Source organism: Paracoccus sediminilitoris (assembly GCF_003259195.1).
GTDB classification, from domain to species: domain Bacteria; phylum Pseudomonadota; class Alphaproteobacteria; order Rhodobacterales; family Rhodobacteraceae; genus Paracoccus; species Paracoccus sediminilitoris.
Window position 1 is genome coordinate 30,080 of record NZ_QJPK01000027.1, and the last position, 17,130, is coordinate 47,209.

The 17,130-nt window shown below is 64.9% G+C and carries 14 protein-coding genes and 1 pseudogene; 7 read left to right on the forward strand and 8 right to left on the reverse strand.

Going from position 1 to position 17,130, the window contains the following annotated elements; translation table 11 throughout:
- Nucleotides 1-69: 69 nt before the first annotated feature.
- A complete protein-coding gene (mutS, locus tag DKT70_RS15360) occupies nt 70-2,700 on the forward strand; it encodes a DNA mismatch repair protein MutS (RefSeq protein WP_111559962.1) in 2,631 nt (876 codons plus the stop codon).
- Nucleotides 2,697-3,803: a chorismate synthase gene (aroC, locus tag DKT70_RS15365; RefSeq protein WP_111559963.1), complete on the forward strand. Its 1,107-nt coding sequence runs from the start codon at nt 2,697-2,699 to the stop codon at nt 3,801-3,803. Before mutS ends, aroC begins: the two co-directional genes overlap by 4 nt.
- Here aroC and DKT70_RS15370 read toward each other — a convergent pair.
- The 8 genes and pseudogenes from DKT70_RS15370 to DKT70_RS15405 form a co-directional block, all read right to left on the reverse strand.
- Nucleotides 3,794-4,669, reverse strand: a complete 876-nt coding sequence (locus DKT70_RS15370) for a ribokinase (RefSeq protein ID WP_111559964.1) — start codon at nt 4,667-4,669, stop codon at nt 3,794-3,796. The genes aroC and DKT70_RS15370 overlap by 10 nt on opposite strands.
- A 117-nt stretch (nt 4,670-4,786) precedes the next feature.
- Nucleotides 4,787-5,509: pseudogene (locus tag DKT70_RS15375) on the reverse strand (cytochrome c1); the annotation flags it as partial.
- Between the two features lie 319 nt (nt 5,510-5,828).
- Entirely contained in the window at nt 5,829-7,151 is a 1,323-nt protein-coding gene (gene petB, locus DKT70_RS15380; RefSeq protein ID WP_108503209.1) for a cytochrome b, read from the reverse strand.
- 11 nt (nt 7,152-7,162) lie between these two features.
- The gene (petA, locus tag DKT70_RS15385) at nt 7,163-7,726 is read right to left on the reverse strand and encodes a ubiquinol-cytochrome c reductase iron-sulfur subunit (RefSeq protein ID WP_072297434.1); all 564 of its coding nucleotides are present in this window, start codon (nt 7,724-7,726) and stop codon (nt 7,163-7,165) included.
- A gap of 172 nt (nt 7,727-7,898) precedes the next feature.
- On the reverse strand, nt 7,899-8,669 hold the full coding sequence (radC, locus tag DKT70_RS15390; RefSeq protein WP_199559625.1) for a RadC family protein: 771 nt from the start codon (nt 8,667-8,669) through the stop codon (nt 7,899-7,901).
- A 46-nt stretch (nt 8,670-8,715) separates the two neighbouring features.
- Nucleotides 8,716-9,891, reverse strand: coding sequence for a molecular chaperone DnaJ (gene dnaJ, locus DKT70_RS15395; protein ID WP_072297436.1), 1,176 nt, complete (start codon nt 9,889-9,891; stop codon nt 8,716-8,718).
- An 81-nt stretch (nt 9,892-9,972) separates the two neighbouring features.
- Nucleotides 9,973-11,883 (reverse strand): molecular chaperone DnaK, encoded by a 1,911-nt coding sequence (gene dnaK / locus DKT70_RS15400; protein ID WP_111559966.1) that lies wholly within the window; start codon nt 11,881-11,883, stop codon nt 9,973-9,975.
- 204 nt (nt 11,884-12,087) lie between these two features.
- Nucleotides 12,088-12,912, reverse strand: a complete 825-nt coding sequence (locus DKT70_RS15405; RefSeq protein ID WP_233490611.1) for an ABC transporter permease — start codon at nt 12,910-12,912, stop codon at nt 12,088-12,090.
- Between the two features lie 158 nt (nt 12,913-13,070).
- On the opposite strand from DKT70_RS15405, the gene cysQ reads away from it, so the two are divergent.
- From cysQ to DKT70_RS15430, 5 genes are all read left to right on the forward strand, one after another.
- Complete coding sequence (gene cysQ / locus DKT70_RS15410) at nt 13,071-13,868, forward strand: 3'(2'),5'-bisphosphate nucleotidase CysQ (RefSeq protein WP_111559967.1); 798 nt, start codon at nt 13,071-13,073, stop codon at nt 13,866-13,868.
- A gap of 1 nt (nt 13,869) precedes the next feature.
- Nucleotides 13,870-14,670 carry a 3-deoxy-manno-octulosonate cytidylyltransferase gene (locus DKT70_RS15415; protein ID WP_111559968.1) on the forward strand — a complete coding sequence of 267 codons (801 nt, stop codon included), beginning with the start codon at nt 13,870-13,872 and terminating at the stop codon, nt 14,668-14,670.
- 189 nt (nt 14,671-14,859) lie between these two features.
- Complete coding sequence (locus tag DKT70_RS15420; RefSeq protein ID WP_111559969.1) at nt 14,860-15,756, forward strand: UTP--glucose-1-phosphate uridylyltransferase; 897 nt, start codon at nt 14,860-14,862, stop codon at nt 15,754-15,756.
- Nucleotides 15,757-15,761: 5 nt separating this feature from the next.
- On the forward strand, nt 15,762-16,748 hold the full coding sequence (gene galE / locus DKT70_RS15425; RefSeq protein ID WP_111559970.1) for a UDP-glucose 4-epimerase GalE: 987 nt from the start codon (nt 15,762-15,764) through the stop codon (nt 16,746-16,748).
- Nucleotides 16,749-16,810: 62 nt separating this feature from the next.
- Nucleotides 16,811-17,130 (forward strand): glycosyltransferase family 2 protein (locus tag DKT70_RS15430; protein ID WP_233490613.1); only part of this gene is annotated, 320 nt, incomplete at its 3' end.

Consider the following 17,130-nt stretch of genomic DNA (forward strand, 5'->3'; position numbering starts at 1 on the left):
AATGTAATGGTTTCACCGCAGCGCGCAAGCGGCTAGATACGGGGGCCAGAAGGAAGCCCAAGGACCGTCATGACCGACCAGCCCACCCCGATGATGGCGCAGTATCTTGCGATCCGCGAGGCGAACCCCGGTGCGCTGCTGTTCTATCGCATGGGCGATTTCTATGAAATGTTCTTTGATGATGCCGTGCAGGCCGCCGCCGCACTGGATATCGCGCTGACGAAACGCGGGACGCATGCGGGCGAACCGATCCCGATGTGCGGCGTGCCGGTCCATGCCGCCGAAAGCTATCTTCTGACGCTGATCCGCAAGGGGTTCCGCGTGGCCATCGCCGAACAGATGGAGGACCCCGCCGAAGCAAAGAAGCGCGGGTCGAAATCGGTTGTCGCCCGCGATGTGGTCCGCCTTGTCACCCCCGGCACCCTGACCGAGGAATCGCTGCTGGAGGCGCGCCGACACAACTTCCTTGCCGCCTATGCGCAGGTCCGCGACGAAGGGGCGCTGGCCTGGGTCGATATTTCGACCGGGGCGTTTCAGGTGATGGAATGCCCGCCCGCGCGGCTGGCCCCCGAACTGGCCCGCCTGACCCCGCGCGAGGTTCTGGCCGCCGGTTACGAATTCGAGGAGCTGGTGCAGGACGCAGGCGCCGCCCTGACCGACCTGCATCCCGGCGCCTTCGACAGCGGCGCAGGGGCCAGGCGGCTTTGCGCGCTTTACGGTGTCGAAACGCTGGACGGCTTCGGCACATTCACCCGGGCCGAGCAGGGCGCGATGGGCGCCATCGTCGATTACCTGGACATGACGCAGAAGGGCAAGCTGCCGCTGCTGCGCCACCCTGTCCGTGAACAAGCGGGCGGCGCGATGCAGATCGACGCCGCCACCCGTCGCAACCTGGAACTGACCCAGGCCCTGTCCGGCGGGCGCGAGGGATCACTGCTGGCGGCCATCGACCGTACCGTGACGGCCCCCGGCGCGCGCTTGCTGGAACGTCGCATCAGCGCCCCAAGCCGGGATCTGTCGCTGATCCATGCCCGGCAGCAGGCCGTGGCCATGCTGGTCGACGATCCGCGCCTGCTGGCCGATCTGCGCAGCGCGCTGGCCCGCGTGCCCGACATGGACCGCGCCCTGTCGCGGCTGGCGCTGGAACGCGGCGGGCCGCGCGATCTGGCGGCGATCCGGGCGGGGCTGACCCAAGGGGCCGCCGTTGCCGAACGCCTGCCCGAAGATGCCGCGCCGGTGCTGCGCGATGCGGTGGGTGATCTGACGGGCCATGACGCCCTGATCGATCTGCTGGACGACGCGCTGGTGGCCGAGCCCCCGCTGCTGGCCCGCGACGGCGGTTTCGTGGCCGAGACCTATGACGAGGATCTGGACCAGACCCGCCGGTTGCGCGACGAAGGGCGCGGCGTCATCGCAGGGATGCAGGCGGACTATGCCGCCCTGGCCGGTGTCGGCAGTCTGAAGATTAAGCATAATAACGTCTTGGGCTATTTCATCGAAACGACCGCCACCCATGCCGAACGCATGATGGCCGCGCCGCTGAACCAGACCTTCATCCACCGCCAGACGACCGCCAACCAGATCCGCTTCACCACGGTCGAGCTGTCCGAGCTGGAGACCCGCATTCTGAACGCCCGCGACCGCGCGCTGGAAATCGAGCGCGGTATCTTCGACCGCCTGCGCGCCGCCGTGCTGGATCATGCTGGGCCTATCGGGCAGGCGGCGCGGGCGCTGGCCGAGATCGATTTGGCGGGCGCCTTTGCCGATATCGCATCGGGCGAAGGCTGGGTGCGTCCGCGCGTCGATGACAGCCGCGCCTTTTCCATCACCGGCGGGCGGCATCCGGTCGTGGAACGCGCCCTGAAGCGCAAGGCCGAAAGCTTTGTCGCCAATGACTGCGACCTGACCCAGGGCGCAACCCCTGCCATCTGGCTGCTGACCGGCCCCAACATGGCGGGCAAATCGACCTTCCTGCGCCAGAACGCCCTGATCGCAGTGCTGGCGCAGGCGGGGGCCTTTGTCCCGGCGCGGCAGGCCCATATCGGCATCGTCAGCCAGCTGTTCAGCCGCGTGGGTGCCGCCGACGATCTGGCGCGGGGCCGGTCGACCTTCATGGTCGAAATGGTCGAAACCGCCGCCATCCTGAATCAGGCCGACGACCACGCGCTGGTGATCCTGGACGAGATCGGGCGCGGCACGGCCACTTGGGACGGGCTCTCCATCGCCTGGGCGGTGATGGAGCATCTGCATGCCGCCAACCGCTGCCGTGCGCTGTTCGCCACGCATTATCACGAAATGACCGCCCTGACCGCACGGCTGGAGGGCGTCGAAAACGCCACCGTGGCGGTGCGCGAATGGGAAGGGGACGTGATCTTCCTGCATGAGGTCCGCAAAGGTGCCGCCGACCGCAGCTATGGCGTGCAGGTGGCGCGGCTGGCAGGGTTGCCCGCATCGGTCGTGGACCGCGCAAGGCAGGTTCTGGACGCGCTGGAATCGGGCGAACGGCAGGGGGCGGCGCGCCCCGCCGCGCTGATCGACGACCTGCCGCTGTTCCGCGCAGCCCCGCCCGCCCCTGCGCCTGCGAAATCATCCCCGCTGGACGCCGCGCTGAAAGCGGTGCATCCCGACAGCCTGACCCCGCGCGAGGCGCTGGATCTGGTCTATACCCTGAAAGCCCTGACCGAGGACGCCGGACCATGAGCTACAATACCTTCGGCCGCGAATTCCGTTTCACCACCTGGGGCGAAAGCCACGGGCCCGCCCTGGGCGCGACCGTCGACGGCGTCCCCCCCGGCGTCCTCCTGTCCGAGGATTACATCCAGCGCTTCATGGACCGCCGCCGCCCCGGCACCAGCAAGCACACCACCCAACGGCGCGAGGCCGACCAGGTCCGCATCCTGTCCGGCGTCTTCGAGGGTGTGACGACCGGCACCGCGATCCAGCTGATGATCGAGAATACCGACCAGCGGTCCAAGGATTACGGCGACATCGCCACCAGCTTTCGCCCCGGCCATGCCGATATCAGCTATCACCTGAAATACGGGGTGCGCGATTATCGCGGCGGCGGCCGGTCATCGGCCCGCGAAACGGCGGCGCGGGTGGCGGCGGGGGCCGTGGCCCATGCGGTTCTGGCCAAGCTGGCCCCCGACATGCAAATCATCGGATACATGGTGCAGATGGGTGCGCTGCATCTGGACCGCGACCGCTTTGATGCCGACGCGATCGACGGCAACCCGTTCTTTTTGCCCGATGCGGGCGCGGTCGAGGCCTGGTCCGATTACCTTGACGGCATCCGCAAGGACCGGAACAGCGTCGGCGCCGCGATCGAGGTGCTGGTGCGGCATTGCCCGCCGGGGCTTGGCGCGCCGGTCTATGCGAAGCTGGACACCGATCTGGCCGCCGCGATGATGTCGATCAACGCCGTCAAGGGCGTCGAGATCGGCGAGGGCATGGCCGCCGCCGGCCTGACCGGCGTCGACAATGCTGACGAGATCCGCATGGGCGAAGACGGCCCTATGTTCCTGTCGAACCATGCGGGCGGTATCTTGGGCGGGATTTCCACCGGTCAGGACATTGTGGTGCGGTTTTCGATCAAGCCAACCAGCTCGATCACGACGCCCCGCCGGTCGATCAATTCGCGCGGCGAAGAGATCGAGGTCATCACTAAGGGCCGCCACGACCCCTGCGTCGGCATCCGCGCCGTCCCGGTGGCCGAGGCGATGGCCGCCTGCGTGTTGCTGGACCATCTGCTGATGGACCGCGCGCAGACCGGCGGCCTGCGCGGGCGCATCGGTCAGGACTGAGCGTCCAGAAAGGCATCGACCTCGGCGGCGGTGGGGATGGCATCGCCCGACCCCGGCCGCGTCACCTGCAGCGCCGCCGCCGCCGATGCGCGGCGCAGCGCGTCGGGGATTGCCAGCCCCGCGTCCAGACCGGCGGCGAAATAGCCCGCGAAAGTGTCGCCCGCGCCTGTCGTGTCCACCGGCGTCACCTTGAATGATGCCTGTTCATGCGTCCTGCCTGTCGTCAGGTCGCGGTATTCAGCCCCCTTCGATCCGCGCGTGATCAGCAGGCCCTGCACCGGCAGATCGCCGGGCATGGCGGCGAACAGCTGCGCGGCCTCGCCTTCGTTCATGGCCAGAATGGTGACATGGTTCAGGATCTGGCGGACGGCCTGCAGGTCGAAGGGCGCGGCGGAATAGATCACCCGCGCGCCCGCGACCTGCGCCGCTTGTGCGGCCGCGACCTGACCGTTGGTCTCGTTCTGCATCAGCAGTGTGTCGGACGCCCCAATCCCTGCCAGCGCCTGCGCCAGACGGTCGTCGCCAATGGCGCGGTTCGCACCGGGATGAATGACGATGGCGTTTTCGGCATGAGCATCGACCATGATGATGGCGTGGCCCGTGACCTGATCGTCCATCCGTGCGACGTGATCTGTGCCGACACCTTTTTCGGCCAGCCGCTCGATCACCCAGTCATCGCCAGATCCCATGGCGCCTAGGTGATGCGTCACCGCGCCCGCGCAGGCCGCCGCGACCGATTGGTTCGCGCCCTTGCCGCCCAGGCCCGAATCATGACTGCGCGACGTCAGCGTTTCCCCGGGCAGCGGCAGGCTGTCCAGCCGATAGACCCGGTCGATATTGATGGACCCCAGATTCCAGATCGCCATGGCCGTCTCCTCCGTTCGACGGGCGACATCTGACCGAGGGGGCGGTCCCTTGTCCAGAGACGAAAAAACGCGCCCGTTGCGGGGCGCGTTCGTTCAGGTCGGGATGATCGCCGGCGATCAGTGCTTCAGCTTGCCCTTGTGGGGTGCCCAGAGGCGCTTGTTCACCAGATACAGCAATGCGCTGAGGATCAGCAGGAACAGCACGGCGACAAGGCCCACGGACTTGCGGTCCATCATCTTTGGCTCGGCAGTCCACATCAGGAAGGCCGAGACGTCGGTCGACATCTGGTCGACGGTCGCCGCCGTGCCGTCGGCATAGGTCACGCGGTCTTCCGACAGCGGGGGCGGCATGCCGATCCAGCCACCGGGGAAGGCGGTATTGCCGTAAAGGACCGAACCGGCCTCTTCCTTTTCCTCACCGGTGTAACCGGTCAGGACGGCGTGGATGTATTCCGGGCCGCCGATGCCCTTGACCAGCTGGTTGATCCCCAGGCCGACGGGGCCGTGAAAGCCCGCACGTGCCTTGGCCATCAGCGACAGGTCGGGACCCATGCCCATGCCCGAGATGGTCGGGAAGTGGTCGGTGGCCACGCGGTCGCGCTCCTCGCCGGTGGCTTCGTCCAAGATGGGCAGAAGCATCGCGGCATAGGCGCGGACCTGATCCTCGGGCAGGCCGGGGCCGCCTTCATCGGACAGGGTGCGGATCGGGACGAATTTCATGCCGTGGCAGGCCGAGCAGACCTCGGTATAGACCTGAAGGCCGCGCTGCAGCTGGAACTGGTCATAGCTGCCGAAGGGGCCTTCGAAGCTGAAATCGATATCCTCGATATGGGCAGCGCCGTGGTCGCCCCCTTCTTCGGCGTGACCGGCATCTGCATGCTCGGCCTCGCCTTCGGCAGGTTCGGCCCCGGCTTCGGCCTCGGGCTCGGCCGCTGCGGGGTCTTCCGCAGCAGCCTCGGTGGTTGCGGTTTCGGCCGCGGTCTCGGAGGGCGTTGCGACGAAGGTGGTGCCTTCGGCGGGTGCCTGTTCGGCATCCGCCGGCTGCATCGGCACCGTGGTCGTGGTGGCCTCCTGCGCCAGCGCGAAGCCGGTCGCAGAGATCGTCAGGGCCAATGCGGCCGTGAGCGTCTTGGTTCTCAGGGTCATTCCTTGGCTCTCCTTACTCGGCCGGTGTCGCCTTGGCGCTGTAATGCGCGTTGAAGTCTTCCTCGATCGTGGCCGGCATCGGCTCGGGCTTCTCGATGACGCCCAGAAGCGGCAGGATGACCAGGAAGTAGGCGAACCAATAGGTCGAGGCCAGCAGCGCGATATAGGGGTAGGGACCCGTGGTCGGCATGGCGCCGACCCACATCAGCACGACGAAATCGACGGCCAGCAGCCAGAACCACCACTTGAATTGCGGGCGGTAACGGCCCGAACGCACGCGCGAGGTGTCGAGCCAAGGCACCAGCGCCATGACGATGATCGCACCGAACATCGCCAGCACGCCGAAGAACTTGGCGTCGACGATGCCGAAGGACAGGAACTGGACCAGCTGCACGGCCCAGACATCGCCGTCGAAGGCGCGCAGGATCGCGTAGAAGGGCAGGAAGTACCATTCGGGAACGATATGGGCAGGCGTCGCAAGCGCGTTCGCCTCGATATAGTTGTCGGGGTGGCCCAGATAGTTCGGCATGAAGCCGACGATCGCGAAGAAGACGACCATGATGACGGCCAGCGCCAAGAGGTCCTTGATCACGAAATAGGGCCAGAAGGGCAGGGTGTCCTTCTGCGCTTCTTCTTTCGAACCGCGGCGGACCTCGATGCCAGTCGGGTTGTTGTTGCCGGTCGAGTGGAAGGCCCAGATGTGGACGATCACCAGGCCCGCGATGACGAAGGGCAGCAGGTAGTGTAGCGAGAAGAAGCGGTTCAGCGTCGCGTTGCCGACGGCTGGTCCGCCCAAGAGCCAGGTCTGCAGCGATTCACCGATGCCCGGAATGGCACCAAACAGTCCGGTGATCACGGTCGCGCCCCAGAAGGACATCTGACCCCAAGGCAGCACGTAGCCCATGAAGGCCGTGGCCATCATCAGCAGATAGATCAGCATGCCGACGATCCAGGTCACCTCGCGCGGGGCCTTGTAGCTGCCGTAATACAGGCTGCGGAAGATGTGCAGGTAAACGGCCACGAAGAACAGCGACGCGCCGTTCGCATGCAGGTAACGCAGCATATAGCCGCCGTTCACGTTGCGCATGATATGTTCGACGCTGGCGAAGGCCATGTCGACATGGGGCGTGTAGTGCATGACCAGCACGATGCCGGTGATGATCTGCAGCGCCAGGCAGAAGGTCAGGACGATGCCCCAGATCCACATCCAGTTGAGGTTCTTGGGGGTCGGGATGACAAGCGTGTCATAGAGCAGTCCGGCCACCGGCAGACGACGGTGCAGCCAGCGTTCGAAGCCCGATTTGGGCTGATAATGGTCGTGCGGAATTCCGGCCATGAGAACCCTCCTCAGCCCAGCTGGATGGTGGTGTCGTTGATGAACGACGCCACGGGAATATGCATGTTCTGGGGCGCGGGACCCCGGCGGATGCGGCCTGCCGTATCATAGTGGCTGCCGTGGCACGGACAGTACCAGCCACCGAAATCACCCGCACCATCCCCGATCGGCACGCAGCCCAGATGGGTGCAGACGCCGATCTGGACCAGCCATTCGCCGGCCTCGTCCAGGGTGCGGTTTTCGTCGGTGGCGGGCTGGTCCGCGGGAAGATTGGGGTTCTGCGCGTTCTGGTCGACCAGTTCGTTCAGTTCGACCGCGCGTCCGGCCTCGATTTCCTCGGCGGTGCGGCGACGGATGAAGACCGGCTTGCCCAGGAACAGGACGGTGATCTGCGATCCTTCGGCCACGCCGCTGACATCGACCGGGATCGAGGCAAGGGCCTGGACATCAGCCGAGGGGTTCATCTGGTTCACAAGCGTCCAGGCGGCGGCACCGGCGGCCACCGTGCCTGCGCCCGCCGCGGCATAATAGAGGAAATCCCTCCGGGTGCCTACGTGGTCATCTGCGTGGGACACGGGTCATACTCCAATTCGGGCCGAAATTCAGGCCGATACGACATTCCGGGCCACGTCCAAGACGCAGCCTTCGCGTCGCGGTTCTACCGTTCAAATTCATGTCAGTCCAGACTGTAACCCGGAACAAACCGGCGCATTTCGCCGCATCTGTCGCAAATGCACCACGTTCCGGTTACAGCAGGCCTTCGGAACGGAAACTGAGTTCGCGCGATTTGCCGATGATCAGGTGATCGTGGATGGTGATGGACATGCTTTCGGCGGCCTGCGCGATGCGGGTCGTCATGGTGATGTCCGAATCCGAGGGCGTCGGATCACCCGAGGGGTGGTTATGCACCAGAATGAGCGCCGAGGCATTCAGCTCCAGCGCCCGGCGAATGATCTCGCGCGGATAGACGGGGACGTGATCGACGGTGCCGCGGGCCTGCTCCTCATCCGCGATCAGGACGTTCTTGCGGTCCAGATACAGGACGCGGAACTGCTCGATCTCCCGATGGGCCATGGCGGTGTGGCAGTAATCCAGCAGATCCTGCCAGCTGGACAGCACGGGACGGTGCATGACGCGGGCTCGGGCCAGGCGTTGGGCGGCGGCCTCGATGATCTTCAGTTCTGTCACCACCGCGGGGCCCACGCCGTCGATGGCCTGCAGTCGCGCAGGGGTGGCGGTCAACACGCGGTTGAAATCGCCGAAGGCTTCGATCAGGCGGCGGGCCAGCGGTTTCACGTCCTGCCGGGGGATGGCGCGGAACAGGATCAGTTCCAGCATCTCGTAATCGGGCATGGCAGCGGCGCCGCCCTGCATGAAGCGGTCGCGCAGCCGCGCGCGGTGATCGGCCAGATAAGAGGGGGTCGTCTTGCCGCGTGTCGAGACCGCCTGCACCACGTCGTCAGGTGCGGGGGCGAACAGGGGCAGGGGCATTTCGCCAAAGGAGCGATTCGGGTCCATGCCCGCAAACATGGGCCCGATCGGTAAACAAAGGGTTAAACCGCGATCAGCGGGTCATCCCGTCCCAGAAGCTGCGGACCTTGTCGAAAAATCCGTCGGACTGGGGACTGTTGTCGGCCTTCTGCTCCTCGAACTCGCGCAGCAATTCACGCTGGCGGGCGGTCAGGTTCACGGGGGTTTCCACCGTCAGCTCGATCAGCATGTCGCCCAGCTCTCCGCCGGCACCGGCACCATGGCGCAGGGGCGGCATGCCCTTGCCGCGCAGACGCATCTGGCGTCCGGTCTGGCTGCCCGCCGGCACCTTGACCTTGGCGCGACCGCCATCGATCGTCGGCACCTCGACCTCGCCGCCAAGGGCGGCAGTGGCCATGCTGACGGGCACCTGGCAGGCCAGCATCTTGCCATCGCGCAGGAAGATCGCGTGTTCCTGAACCTCGACGAAGATGTAGAGGTCGCCAGCAGGCCCGCCGCGCAGCCCGGCCTCGCCCTCGCCGGCAAGGCGGATGCGGGTGCCGGTCTCGACACCGGCCGGGATGTTCACCGACAGCGTGCGTTCGCGTTCCGTGCGCCCCGCGCCATGGCAGGCCTTGCAGGGGTTCTTGATGATCTGGCCGGCGCCGCCGCAGGTGGGGCAGGCGCGTTCGACGGTAAAGAAGCCCTGCTGCGCACGAACCTTGCCCATGCCCGCGCAGGTCGGACAGGTTGCGGGCTGGGTCGCGCCCTCGGCGCCCGTGCCGTCGCATTCGTCGCAGGCCGCCGAGCCCTTGACCGTGATCGGCTTTTGCACGCCGACATAGGCGTCTTCCAGCGACACCCGCAGGTTATAGCGCAGGTCCTGACCGCGCTGCGCGCGCGACCGACCGCCGCCGCCTGCGCGACGTCCGCCCATCATGTCGCCGAAAAGATCTTCGAAGACATCCGCGAAGGCCGATCCGAAATCGCCTTGGCCGGCACCGCCGCGACCGCCGAAGCCACCACCGAATCCGCCGCCGCCACCTTCGAAGGCGGCATGGCCGAAGCGGTCATAGGCGGATTTCTTCTGGTCGTCCTTCAGGCAGTCATAGGCCTCGTTCGCTTCCTTGAAGCGGGCCTCGGCCGAGGCGTCGTCCGGGTTGCGGTCGGGATGCAATTCCTTGGCCTTGGTGCGATAGGCCTTCTTGATCTCGTCGGCCGAAGCCCCGCGGCTGACCCCGAGCACCTCGTAATAGCAACGCTTGCTCATGTGTCGTCCTGTTCAATTGTCCCAAAAAACGCGGGCCGGTCCGCGAAAGCAGACCGGCCCCTTTTTGAGAGTCGGCCCCGATCAGCCGCGCTTCTTGTCTTCGCCCAGATCTTCGAAATCGGCGTCCACGATATCCTCGTCAACCTCGCGTTCGGTATCCTCGGACGAGCCGGCGTCGTCGTTGCCTTCCTGGGCCTTGTAGATGGCCTCACCCAAGCGCATCGAGGCGTCCATGACGTTCTGGATGCCCGAGCGGATCTTGCCCGAGTCCTCGGATTTCAGGGCTTCTTCCAAGGCGCCGATGGCCAGTTCGATGGCTTCGACGGTCGAGCTGTCAACCTTGTCGCCATGATCGGCCAGCGACTTCTTGGTCGAATGGATCAGGCTTTCGGCCTGGTTGCGGGCCTCGACCAGTTCGCGACGGTTCTTGTCGGCCTCGGCATTGGACTCCGCATCATCGACCATCCGCTGGATGTCTTCGTCGGTCAGACCGCCCGAAGCCTGGATGGTGATGTTCTGTTCCTTGCCGGTGCCCTTGTCCTTGGCCGAAACCGAGACGATGCCGTTGGCGTCGATGTCGAAGGTCACCTCGATCTGGGGCATGCCGCGCGGTGCGGGCGGGATATCCTCCAGGTTGAACTGACCCAGCATCTTGTTGTCGGCGGCCATCTCGCGCTCGCCCTGGAAGACCCGGATCGTCACGGCGTTCTGGTTGTCTTCGGCGGTCGAGAAGATCTGCGACTTCTTGGTCGGGATCGTCGTGTTGCGGTCGATCAGGCGGGTGAAGACACCACCTAGGGTCTCGATGCCCAGGGACAGCGGCGTCACGTCCAGCAGAACCACGTCCTTGACGTCACCCTGCAGCACGCCGGCCTGAATCGCGGCGCCCAGTGCCACGACCTCGTCGGGGTTCACGCCCTTGTGGGGTTCCTTGCCAAAGAATTCGGTCACTTCCTGCACGACCTTGGGCATGCGGGTCATGCCGCCGACCAGAACGATCTCGTCGATCTCGCCCTTGGCGCAGCCAGCATCCTTCAGCGCGTCTTGGACGGGCTTCATGGTGCGCTTGATCAGGTCGGCGACAAGGCTTTCCAGCTTGGCGCGGGTCAGTTTCATGACCATGTGCAGCGGCTGGCCGTTCGAGCCCATGCTGATGAAGGGCTGGTTGATCTCGGTCTGGCTGCTGCTGGACAGTTCGATCTTGGCCTTCTCGGCGGCTTCCTTCAGGCGCTGAAGGGCCATCTTGTCCTTGGTCAGGTCGACGCCATGCTCTTTCTTGAACTCGTCAGCCAGATAGTTGACGATCCGCATGTCGAAGTCTTCGCCACCCAGGAAGGTGTCGCCGTTGGTCGACTTGACCTCGAACAGGCCGTCGTCGATTTCCAGGATGGTGATGTCGAAGGTACCGCCGCCAAGGTCATAGACCGCGATGGTCTTGGTCTCTTTCTTGTCTAGGCCATAGGCCAGGGCAGCCGCGGTCGGCTCGTTGATGATGCGCAGGACTTCAAGGCCGGCGATCTTGCCCGCATCCTTGGTGGCCTGACGCTGGGCGTCGTTGAAATAGGCCGGAACGGTGATCACGGCCTGGGTCACGGTCTCGCCCAGATAGGATTCGGCGGTTTCCTTCATCTTCTGAAGGATCATCGCGCTGACCTGCGAAGGAGAGTAGTTCTCATCCTTGACCTGGACCCATGCGTCGCCATTGCCGCCATCGACAATGCTGTAGGGAACCAGCTTGCGGTCTTTTTCTACGGCTTCGTCACCGATGCGACGGCCGATCAGGCGCTTGACGGCAAAGACGGTGTTGCTGGGGTTCGTCACGGCCTGACGCTTGGCGGGCTGGCCGACCAGACGTTCGCCATCCGTGAAACCCACGATCGAGGGCGTGGTGCGTGCGCCTTCGCTGTTTTCGATGACCTTGGGCTGGCTGCCGTCCATGATGGCCACGCAGCTGTTGGTGGTGCCAAGGTCGATGCCGATGACTTTAGACATATGAATATAACCTCTCTTGCGGCGATATTGTGAGCCTCGGGTCCGTTTTGGCCCCCGCGGCCCGATCCCTTGCTTTGAATTAGGCCCGGAACCTCCGGACTGCTTCGGGGGTGTATATAGGGATGCAATTCAGCCCCGCAAGCACCGCGGCAGCGCAAAATCGGCCCCCTGTGCCGCCTTTTGCGGCCTCGCGGGGGGGCAATCCTACTGCGTGGCGGCCCAGCTGATCGATTCGTGCTTGCGGGTGGTGAAGTTGATCAGGAGCCCGATCATCAGCATCGCGATGGAAAACCACAGCGGATACAGAAGCACCGTCTTGTGCGGCGAATAGTTGATGAACAGGAAGCCGCGTTCCTGGTCGATCAGGTGGAACAGCGGGTTCCAGATGAACCAGGGCAGGATGAAGTTCGGCATGGTGTTGGCCACGAAGAACTTGCCCGAGGCGAACATGTTCACCCGCTGGTACAGCGTCGTCAGCACCTTGGCGGTGGCGGGCGACCAGGGCCTGATCCCCAGAAAGACCAGCCCCACGCAGCACCCCGAAAACCAGGCCAGCAGGAACAGCGCCGCCGCGCCCAGGGGGTCATAGATGGTGATCGGCTTGAACAGCACGTGATAGGCCAGCAGCAGCACGATGATGCTGATCGCCTGCTTGTAGAGGATCGCCAGCGCCGCTCCCGAGATCAGCACCGCCGCGTTCAGCGGTTCGTGCTTGATGATCCCCGATGAGACGGAATGGCTGGCCGACACCGCCCCCACCGCCTGCACATGCAGCATGAAGACGAAGATGCCCGACATGATATAAAGGAGGAAGTCGCCCCGCAGCGGCGCCGTCTTGATGCCCACCAGCGCATAAAGCGCCAGGAAGACCAGCATGAACAGCGATGTCTGGACGATGGTCAGCAGCAGCCCGACCGCCGCGTTTCGGTGTTCGGTCCGCAGGTTGTAGACGGTCTGGTGATAGATCAGGGCCAGCGTCGTGAAGGCGGCCTGGGCCATGTTGCGGCTTTGACGTTGCTTGAACAGCATTCCGACCCCTTGGCCTTGAATTGATGCGGGATTGTCGCAGCATCGGGGCTGCCACGGTGGCGGTGCTTGCCGATATTCCCCCGGCACAGCATAAGGATGGCAGCACACTCAGACAATCCGGCATGGCCGGACCGGCCCCGCCACGTAAAGGAAAGTGAATGCAATTCGACCGATTGACCACCGAAATGCGCCGCCTTGCCCTGCTGGCAGGCGAGCGGATCATGGAAATCTATCAGTCTGATGATTTCGAGACCCGCACCAAGGCCGACGATTCGCCCGTGACCGAGGCCGATGAGGCCGCCGATGCGATCATCTCGGCCGGCCTGCGCGAGGCCTTTCCCGACATCGCCCTGGTGACCGAGGAGCAGGCCGACACCCATGGCCAGTCGCTGTCCACCTTCCTGATCGTCGATCCCCTGGACGGCACCAAGGAATTCGTCCAGCGCCGCGGCGATTTCACCGTCAACATCGCCTATGTCGAAAACGGCGTTCCGGTCCGGGGCGTGGTCTATGCCCCCGCCAAGAACCGCCTGTTCTATACCAGCGCCGACGGCATGTCGGTCGAGGAGAAGGCCCCCTTCGGCGAGGCCCCCGGCAAGGTCGAGCCGATCGGCGTCAACGCCATGCCCGACAACCGCGCACTGCTGGTCGTGGCCTCCAAGTCGCATCGCGATGCGGCCACCGACGCCTATATCGGCCAATATGCGGTGCGCGACATGACCAGCGCCGGGTCGTCGCTGAAATTCTGCCTGGTCGCCACGGGCGAGGCGGATCTCTATCCGCGGCTGGGGCGGACGATGGAATGGGACACGGCCGCCGGTGACGCCGTCCTGCGCGGCGCGGGCGGCGAGATGGTACGTTTCGACGACCACAGCACCTTCGTCTATGGCAAGCCGGGCTTCGAGAACCCCTTCTTCATCGCCTATGCCCCCGGCGTCCTGCTGGCGAAGTCGTGAGATGTCCGTCGTCATCGTCATCCCCGCCCGCCATGCCTCGACACGCTATCCGGGCAAGCCGCTGGTCGAACTGCGCGGGGCGGGCGGCGCGGCGCGCAGCCTGATCCGGCGCAGCTGGGATGCGGCCATGGCGGTGTCCGGCGTGGACCTTGTGGTCGTCGCCACCGATGACGACCGCATCCGCGACCATGCCGAAGACTTCGGCGCCCAGGTCGTGATGACCAGCGCCGAATGCCGCAACGGCACCGAACGCTGTGCCGAGGCGATCGCCAATCTGGGCATCACCCCCGAGATCGTCGTGAACCTGCAGGGCGACGCGCCGCTGACCCCCGCCTGGTTCGTCGAGGATCTGGTCGCGGGCCTGCGCGCCGCCCCCGAGGCCCAGGTGGCCACGCCGGTCCTGCGCTGTTCGGGCCGGATGCGCGCCGACCTGATCGCCGATCGCCATGCCGGTCGCGTGGGCGGCACCACGGCGGTCTTCGGGCATGACGGGCAGGCGCTCTATTTCTCGAAGGAAGTCGTGCCCTTCGTGCCGGGCGACATCGACGACGATGCCGACAGCCCGGTCTTTCATCACGTGGGCGTCTATGCCTATCGCCCCGCGGCGCTTGCGGCCTATGCGACCTGGCCGGAAGGCACGCTGGAAAAGCTGGAGGGGCTGGAGCAGCTGCGCTTTCTGGAACGCGGCCGACCTGTCCTTTGCGTCAAGGTCGAGGCCCGGGGGCGTCAATTCTGGGAACTGAACAACCCGCAGGATGTTGGGCGGCTTGAACAGATGATGTCCGATATGGGTCTTCAGTGACAGCCTGCCATCAACACTGCCGTTCCCTTGGGCGATAAATGTTAAACATTTGTAGCATTCCGGCAGAATGGCTTGGCGGGTAACTGCCTAGAATATAGTCTGTCTATTGAAATTCGGGCCCCTGCGTGTAGTGCAGTGGCTGCAATTAGGGCGGCCGCCTGGTCCGTCACGTTATCAGAGGTAGTTGAAATGGGTCGCAAGGTTACAAAAGCCATCTTTCCGGTCGCGGGTTTGGGAACACGCTTCCTTCCCGCCACGAAGAGCATTCCGAAGGAAATCCTGTCCCTGGTCGACAAGCCGCTGATCCAATACGCGATCGACGAGGCCCGCGCCGCCGGGATCAAGGAATTCATCTTTGTCACCTCGCGGGGCAAGGGCGCGCTGGAAGATTATTTCGACCACTCGCACGAGCTGGAATCGAACCTGAAGAAGGCCGGCAAGGACAAGCTGCTGGAAACTCTGCGCCAGACCAACATGGATTCGGGCGCCATCGCCTATATCCGTCAGCACAAGGCGCTGGGCCTCGGCCATGCCGTGTGGTGCGCCCGTCGCCTGCTGTCCGATGACGAGCCCTTCGCCGTCGTGCTGACCGATGACGTCATCCAGGGCGAGCCGCCCTGCCTGCAGCAGATGATCGAAGCCTATGGCGAGACCGGCGGCAGCATGGTCGCCACCATGGAGGTCGCCCCCGAGAAGGCCTCGGCCTATGGCGTTCTGGACGTGGCCGAGGATATGGGCGCCATCGTCCGCGCCAAGGGCATGGTCGAAAAGCCCGCGATGGGCACGCAGCCGTCGAACCTTGCAGTCATCGGCCGCTATATCCTGGCCCCGACCGTCATGAAGAACCTGAACAAGCTGAAGCAGGGTGCCGGTGGTGAAATCCAGCTGACCGACGCCATCGCCGAGGAGATCGAGGCTGGACGCGACGTCTTCGGCCTGCGCTTCCGCGGCCAGCGCTTCGATTGCGGGTCCAAGGCGGGCTTCCTGCAGGCCACCGTCGCCTTCGGCCTGGAGCGCGAGGAACTGCGCGACGAATTCGCCCAATACCTGCATCACGTCATGTCCACGAACCGCGCGGCCGAGTAAACTTTATGACCAAGTACGTTCTGGTCACGGGCGGTGCGGGCTATATCGGCTCGCACGCCTGCAAGGCCCTGTCGCAGGCGGGATATACCCCTGTCACCCTGGACAACCTGACGACCGGCTGGCGCGATGCCGTCAAGTTCGGCCCGCTTGTCGAGGCCGACCTGATGGATCGCGCGGCGCTGGATGCGGCATTCGCCGAATATCAGCCCGTGGCCGTGCTGCATTTCGCTGCTCTCAGCCAAGTGGGCGAAGCCATGGCCGAGCCGGGGAAATACTGGCGCAACAACGTCGCGGGTTCGCTGAACCTGATCGAGGCGGCGGTTGCGGCGGGTTGCAAGAACTTCGTCTTCAGTTCGACCTGCGCCACCTACGGCGACCGCGACGGCGAGGTTCTGGACGAGGATACCCCGCAGGCGCCCCTGAACGCCTATGGTGCCAGCAAGCGCGCCATCGAGGACATGCTGGTCGATTTCGAGGCGTCCCACGGGCTGCGCCATGTCATCTTCCGCTATTTCAACGTGGCGGGCGCCGATCCCGACGGTGAGGTGGGCGAATTCCACCGCCCCGAGACGCATCTGATCCCGCTGATCCTCGATGCGGTGGACGGCAAGCGCGCGGCGCTGACCATCCATGGCACCGATTACCCGACGCCGGACGGCACCTGCATCCGCGACTATGTCCATGTGATGGATCTGGTCGATGCGCATGTGAAGGGTCTGGAATGGCTTCAGGCCGACAAGGGCAGCCGCGTCTTCTGTCTGGGCACCGGCGACGGCTTCTCGGTCCGCGAGGTCGTGGATGCCACGCGCCACGTCACCAACCGCCAGGTGCCGATGGTCGATGGGCCGCGCCGTGGCGGCGATGCCGTCAAGCTGGTCTGCGGCAGCCAGCGCGCCAAGACCGACCTTGGCTGGACCCCGGACCGGTCCACCATGAAGCAGATGATTGCCGATGCATGGCGCTGGCATCAGGCGGGCGACTATCGACAGTGAGCCTTGACCCGCTTCGCCACGCCTGGCAGGTCTATCGGGCTCGGTGGAAGCGACGTGAACTGATGTGGCGCGCCATCAAGGCGCGTCGCGATCTGCAGCCCATCGCCGACCGGACCCGGGCGATCAAAGCCGACGACATCTTGGTCGTGACGACGCTGCGCAATGAAATTTCGCATCTGCCGGGATTTTTTGACCACTACCGTCGATTGGGGGCCGCGCATTTCCTGATCGTGGACAATGCCAGCGATGACGGGTCCGACGAGTTTCTGGCGGCACAGCCCGACGTGTCCCTGTGGCGCTGTCAGGCCAGCTATCGGGCGGCGCGCTTTGGGTTGGACTGGACGAACGCGCTGCTGATGCGGCATGGCCACGGCCATTGGTG

Excerpts from the sequence above, each read along its gene's own strand:
- dnaJ (WP_072297436.1), bottom strand. The coding sequence starts at position 9,891 with ATGAGCAAGCGTTGCTATTACGAGGTGCTCGGGGTCAGCCGCGGGGCT.
- mutS (WP_111559962.1), top strand. The coding sequence starts at position 70 with ATGACCGACCAGCCCACCCCGATGATGGCGCAGTATCTTGCGATCCGC.
- aroC (WP_111559963.1), top strand. The coding sequence starts at position 2,697 with ATGAGCTACAATACCTTCGGCCGCGAATTCCGTTTCACCACCTGGGGC.
- petB (WP_108503209.1), bottom strand. The coding sequence starts at position 7,151 with ATGGCCGGAATTCCGCACGACCATTATCAGCCCAAATCGGGCTTCGAA.
- cysQ (WP_111559967.1), top strand. The coding sequence starts at position 13,071 with ATGCAATTCGACCGATTGACCACCGAAATGCGCCGCCTTGCCCTGCTG.
- DKT70_RS15420 (WP_111559969.1), top strand. The coding sequence starts at position 14,860 with ATGGGTCGCAAGGTTACAAAAGCCATCTTTCCGGTCGCGGGTTTGGGA.
- radC (WP_199559625.1), bottom strand. The coding sequence starts at position 8,669 with ATGGACCCGAATCGCTCCTTTGGCGAAATGCCCCTGCCCCTGTTCGCC.
- DKT70_RS15415 (WP_111559968.1), top strand. The coding sequence starts at position 13,870 with ATGTCCGTCGTCATCGTCATCCCCGCCCGCCATGCCTCGACACGCTAT.
- DKT70_RS15370 (WP_111559964.1), bottom strand. The coding sequence starts at position 4,669 with ATGGCGATCTGGAATCTGGGGTCCATCAATATCGACCGGGTCTATCGG.
- galE (WP_111559970.1), top strand. The coding sequence starts at position 15,762 with ATGACCAAGTACGTTCTGGTCACGGGCGGTGCGGGCTATATCGGCTCG.
- dnaK (WP_111559966.1), bottom strand. The coding sequence starts at position 11,883 with ATGTCTAAAGTCATCGGCATCGACCTTGGCACCACCAACAGCTGCGTG.
- DKT70_RS15405 (WP_233490611.1), bottom strand. The coding sequence starts at position 12,912 with ATGCTGTTCAAGCAACGTCAAAGCCGCAACATGGCCCAGGCCGCCTTC.